The sequence below is a fragment of the Desulfoluna sp. genome, from assembly GCF_030145185.1.
In the GTDB taxonomy this organism is placed as follows: Bacteria; Desulfobacterota; Desulfobacteria; order Desulfobacterales; family Desulfolunaceae; genus Desulfoluna.
In genome coordinates, this window is sequence record NZ_JAQYWB010000129.1 from 1 (window position 1) to 7,413 (window position 7,413).

2 protein-coding genes are annotated in these 7,413 nt (G+C 56.0%); both read left to right on the top strand.

Going from position 1 to position 7,413, the window contains the following annotated elements:
• Positions 1-445: 445 nt before the first annotated feature.
• Positions 446-3,343: a bifunctional serine/threonine-protein kinase/formylglycine-generating enzyme family protein gene (locus Q1Q75_RS22035; protein ID WP_300675293.1), complete on the top strand. Its 2,898-nt coding sequence runs from the start codon at positions 446-448 to the stop codon at positions 3,341-3,343.
• Between the two features lie 933 nt (positions 3,344-4,276).
• A complete protein-coding gene (locus Q1Q75_RS22040; protein WP_300675296.1) occupies positions 4,277-7,174 on the top strand; it encodes a bifunctional serine/threonine-protein kinase/formylglycine-generating enzyme family protein in 2,898 nt (965 codons plus the stop codon).
• The last annotated feature ends 239 nt before the right edge of the window (positions 7,175-7,413 follow it).

The window sequence follows — 7,413 nt, forward strand, 5'->3', positions numbered from 1 at the left end:
CGGATGCCTGTATGGGGATGGACGGCTGCCAGGAGGATAATGCGGCCCGGGAGAGAAAAATGAAGGAGTCTACATGTCCCGAGTGCGGGAAGCAGGGCTTTGATTACAAGAGAAATCCGAATGGGACTTTGGCCTTTTGTTAACGCAAAAGGTTGGGCGGGCCATAAGCAGGACATAGATGACGGGTGGATTTGTAGGACGCGCTTGCGTACCGTCGAAGCACCGAAGCGGTCATGGAAACCCATGTTTGGGTGATCGTTGTGCCGCATTCAAATGGCCAACGGTGTCGGTTTTCCGGGCAATGGTGCGCAAGCACACCCTACGATGTGACGTGTGACCGACGGAGTGGGGGATGTTCGGTAGGGTGCGCTTGTTCATCGATAAAGCTATACCCAATGCAAACAATACGATGGTGAATCGGATTTAGATACAAGAAGGGGTAAGTATGGCGCAATGCGCGAAATGCGGCAAGGAGTTGGAAGCCGAAGCAAAATTTTGCCTGATCTGCGGTACGCCGGTGGAGGCGGAAATCGAAGCAGTCGATTCACCTGATCCATTCAAAACCGTGGTGAAAGACGCCCCGGCTTACGGGGTGGTTAACCTTGAACAACTGCCCGAGGGCCACCTCATCGATGATCGGTACGAGGTCAGGGGAAAACTTGGCCAGGGTGGCTTCGGGGCGGTTTATCGGGTTTTTGACCGGAAGATGGAGTGTGAAAAAGCCCTGAAAGTGCTTCCTGAAGCGGTGGCCTCGGACTTGGAGGCCATGGAGGGCATCCGGAAAGAAGCGGTGACCATGGCGCGGCTCAATCACCCCAATATTGTCCGGATTTTTGAGTTTCAGGACAAGGGTTCCATCAAGTACATCGACATGGAGTGTGTCGAGGGGATGAGCCTCACCGAGCTGAAGCTGAACACGCCGGAGAAAAAACTCCGGGAAGAGGACGCGGTTCGTTTTGCCAGGGGTGTTGCCGAAGGTTTGGCTTACGCCCATGGTGAAGGGGTGATCCACAAGGACATCAAGCCCCAGAATATTCTTGTCACAAGAGACGGCACCCCGAAGATTACCGATTTCGGCATCTCCGAGACGGTGAAGAGCTCCATGAGCCGCATCGCCAATTCCAGCTCCTCGGGGACCCTGGTGTACATGGCCCCCGAGCAAATTAGAGGACGAGACGTGGGAAGGGAGTCCGATATCTACTCTTTCGGCGCTCTTCTTTACGAGCTTCTCTCCGGCCATCCGCCTTTTTACAAAGGGGCCATCGAACACCAGATTTTAAACGAGGCCGTGCCGCCCCTCGAAGGCGTTTCTGAAGTGCTTGAGAGGCTGGTTCACCGCTGCCTGGAAAAAGAGTACACGAGGCGGTTCCGGGATTTCGGGGAGGTGTTGCAAGCCCTTGCGGGGAAAGACGTGCCGGAAAAAGCAGCTTCTCCATCCTTACATGAAGCGGCACCGTCTAAAAACCCCCAGGCTTCACAAGAAAAAAAGCGACCCATGAACCGGGGGTTGACCTGGGCTGTTGGGGCCCTCTGCGCTGTGATTGTCGTCATTGGTGCCCTGGTCCTGGGGAGTGATGACAGCGGCGGAGAGAGCGGGCCGGCTCCGACGTCTGTGGCCGCCATCAGGAAGCACGAGGTGGCCTCTACCCTGCCAGTGTTTGAAAAAAGCCTGTCTAAAAAGATCGAGAACACCCGAGCAAAGGTGGGCGACTTAGATGGGCGTATCGCCTCCATGAAAACCCGCCTTGACGCAGGCTCCCCCGATGATGGCGACAGCATGTCGGCCATGCTGGGGCTCATCAATGAGAAGGCCGAGGCGTCCCAGACTCTGGCCAGTCTTGAGCAGGAGCAGCGGGATGAAGGGGACCGCAAGATCAGGGCAGCCCGGGAAGCGCACTACAATAAATTGAAACACGAGATCGACGTGTACGAGGCTTTGATTGCCACGGAAGAGGGAAAAAGTCTCAAAGAAGCGGCGTGGAACGATCTGGTGGGAACATTTTCTGATGAGGCCCGAGGTGTGACGGCCTATGACAGCAAAGCGCTTTTGGATGGGGGCCGTCTGACAGTGAGTGCCACGCCCCAAGGGGCTCAGGTCAGGATATTAAACATCGAGCCCGCCTATACCCCCGGGATGAAGCTAAGGCCGGGGAGCTATGCGGTCGAGGTGGCCCATGAGGGGTATGTGGCGGTTCGTAGAAAGGTCGCCCTTGCGCGGGGAGAAGACCGGCAGGTTGCCGTTGCCCTCAAGAGCCTGCCAACGCTGACGATCAACACAAACCCCGCCGATGTGCGGATCGTGCTGCAGGGGACGCCGGAGACATACAGCCCTGGAATGCAGCTGCCGCCTGGAGCGTATGAAGTGGTGGTGTCGGCCAAATATTATATATCCCGGGAGTTGGAGATTCGATTGGCTGCCGGGGAGACGAAACACGAGAAGGTGGCGTTGGTGCCAGTTGGAAGGCTTACCATCGATACCTCGCCCGCTGGGGCATCTGTGGTGTTGAAGGGAATTAAGGAGACTTACCGTCCGGGGGTTCAGCTTGCGCCAGGGGAATACAGAATTTTGGTCAAAGCAAAGGATTACTACTCCAAAGAGGCCTTGGTCAGGTTGGTTGCGGGTAAAACAACGTCAGTTAAAATTTCTCTTCAAAATAAAAAAATGACGAATAGCCTTGGGATGACATTTGTCTATATGAAGCCAGGGACGTTTATGATGGGGAGTCCGTCGGGGGCGTCGGGGCACTGTGATGATGAAACCCGGCATCGGGTGACGCTGTCCAAGGGCTATTACCTCCAAACGACGGAGGTGACGCAGGGTCAGTGGAAGGCGGTGATGGGGAGCAATCCTTCATTATTTAAAAATTGTGGGGATGAATGTCCGGTGGAAAAAGTGTCGTGGGAAGACGCTCAGAAATTTATTCGTAAGTTGAACACAAGAGAAGGTGGGTCCCATTATCGGCTGCCGACGGAAGCGGAGTGGGAGGTAGGGTGCCGTGCGGAGAGCGAGACGCCGTATGCCAACGGTAAGAGTCTTTCGTCTCTTGGCTGGTACGATGATAATTCAGGAAATAAAACGCATCCTGTGGCTCAGAAAACTTCCAACGCCTGGGGTTTGTACGACATGCATGGGAATGTTTATGAGTGGTGCCAGGATTGGAAGGGGAATTATCCTTCAGGAAATGTTACCGATCCAGTGGGGCCGTCATCAGGCTCCGACCGGGTGATGCGCGGCGGCAGCTGGTTCGACCGCGCCCGCCTCTGCCGGAGCGCCGATCGCGACAGCAGCAGCCCCGGCTACCGCTACTTCAGCATCGGTTTTCGTCTCGCGAGGACACCGTAAGCGGAGCTTACGGGTAGCCTTTTGGTTTTTTACCTTTTTTCCTTTTGGAAAGGCGGAAAGAATCGGTGATAGGCCATAGGTGAGAGACGCTAGGGTGCGCTTGCGTCCCTTCGAAAAATCGAAACGGTGGTCGAAGCCGAAGAGCGCAAGGCCGTTTCGCCCAAGGCGCGAAGCAGCCAAGGGCGAATAAGGCTGTGCGCGGGGGTGTAGGCACGAAGGCGGTGGGGATGTGGTCGGTGTTGGGTCCCGTGGCGAAGCCCCGGCGGCATGTTGAAATCGGGCGGTAGGGTGTGTCGCCTGGCCGACGGAGTGGGTGATGTGGGGTAGGGTGTGCTTGCGCACCGCCGAAGCGCCGAAACGTTCATGGAACCCCATGTTTGGTTGATTATTGTGCCGCATAGAAGTGGCGAAGGGTGTCGGTTTTTCGGGCAATGGTGCGCAAGCACACCCTACGGGGTGACGCATGGCCGTCGGTGTGTGGGATGTTTGGGCCTTGATCATCGTTTCGGCCACCTTCGTGATCTCATTACCCTTTCTCGCTCCCAGGCTCTGCCCGGCACTTACCCTTGTGATAGATCTGAACAAGCGGCGAAATACGGCTTAATTTGCTATCGCATCACTTATGGGGTAAGTGCCGGGCTCAGCCTGGGAGTGTCGGGTGCAAGGCTCCGCCTTGCCGGTATGATAAGCCGTGGCGCAGGGGTGAAATCCACAGGTTGCGGGGTTTCAAGCTTGGAGGCAGAGCCTCCGGGGAGCATTCCCAGGCGGAGCCTGGGAACGATAGAGAGCCATGCTCGAGACCTGTTTTTATGGATGTGGCCGAAACGATGACCAAGGCCGATGTTTGGTAGGGTGCGCTTGTTCATCGATAAAGCTATACCCAATGCAAACAATACGATGGTGAATCGGATTTAGATACAAGATGGGGGGAGTATGGCGAAATGCGTAAAGTGTGGAGAGGAACTGGACGGCAAGGCAAAATTTTGCCTGATCTGCGGCACGCCGGTGGAAGAGAAAATCGAAGCCGTCGATTTACCTGACCCATTCGAAACCGTGGTGAAAGATGCCCCGGCTTATGGGGTGGTGAACCTGGAACAACTGCCCGAAGGCCACCTCATTGATGATCGGTACGAGGTGAAGGGTAAGTTGGGCCAGGGTGGCTTCGGAGCCGTCTACCGGGTTTTTGACCAGAAGATGGAATGCGAGAAAGCACTGAAAGTGCTGCCCGAGGCGGTGGCCTCGGACCGAGCTGCCATGGTGGGCCTCAAGAAAGAGGCGGTGACCATGGCGAAGCTCAACCACCCGGGCATCGTCCATGTGTATGACTTCTGCGATACCGGCAGCATCAAATACATCGACATGGAGTTTGTGGCTGGAGCCAGTCTTTCCGAAGCTCTTGTGGATGCCCCCGGGGGCCGCTTTGACGAAGAGAGGGTAAAAGACCTTGCGCGACAGCTGGCTGAAGGGCTGGCCTACGCCCACACCCAGGGCGTGATCCATAAAGACATCAAGCCTCAGAACATTCTTATCACGAAAAACGGCACGCCCAAGATCACCGACTTCGGCATCTCCGAGACGGTGAAGAGCTCAATGAGCCGCATCGCAAATTCAAGCTCTTCGGGAACCCTGGTCTACATGGCCCCGGAGCAAATTAGAGGACGTGACGTGGGCCGGGAGTCGGATATTTACTCCTTCGGTGTCCTCCTCTACGAACTCCTCTCCGGGCATCCTCCATTTTATAAGGGGGCCATCGAACACCAGATTTTAAACGAAGCCGTACCGCCCCTCGAAGGCGTTTCTGAAGTGCTTGAAAGGCTGGTTCACCGCTGTCTGGAAAAAGAGTACACGAGGCGGTTCCGGGATTTCGAGGAGGTGTTGCAAGCCCTTGAGGGGCAATATGTGCCGGATAAAGCTGACTCTCCATCCTTGCATAATGCGGCACCATCTAAAAATCCCCAGGTTTCACAAGAAGAAAAGAGATTCATGAACCGGGGGCTGACTTGGGCTGTTGGGGCCGTCTGCGCTGTAATTGTTGTCATGGGCGCTCTGGCTCTGGGGAGTGATGATAACGGCGGAGAGAGTGGGCGGACACCGACGTCTGTGGCCACCACCAGGAAGCATGATACGGCCTCTATCCTGCCGGTACTTGAAAAGAGCCTATCTAAAAAGATCGATAACATCCGGGTAAAGGTGGGCGATTTAGAAGGGCGCATAGCCTCCATGAAAACCCGCCTCGACGCGGGCACCCCCGCAAATGGTGACAGCATGTCGGCCATGCTGGGGCTTATTAAAGAGAAGACCGAGGCCTCGCAGACCCTGGCCGGTTTTGAGCAGGAGCAGCGGGATGAAGCGGCTCAGAAGGTCCGGGAAGCTCGGGAAGCGGAATACAACAACTTGAAACATGAAATCGACGTGTACGAAGCGTTGATTGCCACAGAAGAGGGCAGAAGTCTCAAAGAAGCGGCGTGGAATGAGCTGATGGAAAAATTTCACGACGAAGCCCGGGGCGTGGCGGCTTATGACAGCGAAGCCCTGCTGGATGGGGGCCGCCTCACGGTGCAGGTCACGCCCGAAGGGGCGACGGTGAAGGTTCTGAATATTGAGCCTATCTATATACCTGGGATGAAGTTGAAACCAGGCACCTATGAGGTGGAGGTGGCCCGTGGGGGGTACCTGACGTCAAGGAAGAGCGTTGCCCTTGCCCAGGCAGAAGAAAAAGAGGTTGCCGTGGTGCTGAAGGCCATGCCGACCCTGACCCTTGATACCGTGCCCACCGGTGCCCGGGTTATTCTGAAGGGAACTCCGGCGACGTATACATCGGGGATGAAACTTAAGCCGGGCACCTATAACGCGGTGGTCTCCGCCAAACATTATATATCCCGGGAGCTGGAGATTCGATTGGCTGCCGGAGAGACGAAACACGAGAAGGTGGCGCTGGTGCCCTCTGGAAGACTTACCATCGATACCTCTCCCGCTGGGGCATCGGTGGTGTTGATGGGAATTAAGAAGACATACAGCCCTGGCATGCAGCTTGCGCCAGGGGAATACAGAATTCTGGTCAAGGCAAAGGATTATTTTTCCAAAGAGGCCTTGGTCCGGTTGGTTGCGGGTAAAACAACGTCGGTTGAAATGTCGCTTCAAAAGAAAAAAATGTCGAACAGTCTTGGTATGCAGTTTGTCTATATCAAGCCAGGGACGTTTATGATGGGGAGTCCTTCGGGGGAGTCGGGGCGCGATAGTGACGAGACGCAGCACCGTGTGACGTTGTCCAAGGGCTATTATCTCCAGACAACAGAGGTGACGCAGGGTCAGTGGAAGGCGGTGATGGGGAGTAATCCTTCATTATTTAAAAATTGTGGGGATGAATGTCCGGTGGAGAATGTGTCGTGGGAAGACGCTCAGACATTTATCCGTAAGTTGAACACAAGAGAAGGTGGGTCCCATTATCGTTTGCCGACGGAAGCGGAGTGGGAGGTTGGGTGCCGAGGGGGGAGTGAGACTCCATATGCCAACGGTAAGAGTCTTTCGTCTCTTGGCTGGTACGATGATAATTCAGGAAATAAAACGCATCCTGTGGCCCAGAAAAGGTCCAACGCCTGGGGCCTGTACGACATGCACGGCAATGTTTATGAGTGGTGCCAGGATTGGTCTGCGGATTATCCTTCAGGGAATGTTACCGACCCAGTGGGGCCGTCATCAGGCTCCCGCCGGGTGGAACGCGGCGGTAGCTGGGGCAGCCGCGCCCGCAGCTGCCGGAGCGCCAATCGCAGCAGCGTCAGCCTCGGCAGCCGCAGCGTCGACGTCGGCTTTCGTCTCGCGAGGACACCGTAAGCGGAGCTTACGGGTAGCCTTTTGGTTTTTTACCTTTTTTCCTTTTGGAGGCCGAAGGCCGAAAGATCGGTTAAAGGCGAATGCGACAGGGTAAAGGGAAAAATGGGTGATGGGGTAGGGTGCGCTTGCGCACCATGGAAGAACCGAAGCGTTTGCCGAAGCCGATGAGCGCAAGGCCGCCCCGCCCAAGGCGCGGAGCAGCCGAGGGGCGGGAAGGCCGTGCGCGGGGGCGGGGAGAT

Excerpts from the sequence above, each read along its gene's own strand:
- Q1Q75_RS22040 (WP_300675296.1), top strand. The coding sequence starts at position 4,277 with ATGGCGAAATGCGTAAAGTGTGGAGAGGAACTGGACGGCAAGGCAAAA.
- Q1Q75_RS22035 (WP_300675293.1), top strand. The coding sequence starts at position 446 with ATGGCGCAATGCGCGAAATGCGGCAAGGAGTTGGAAGCCGAAGCAAAA.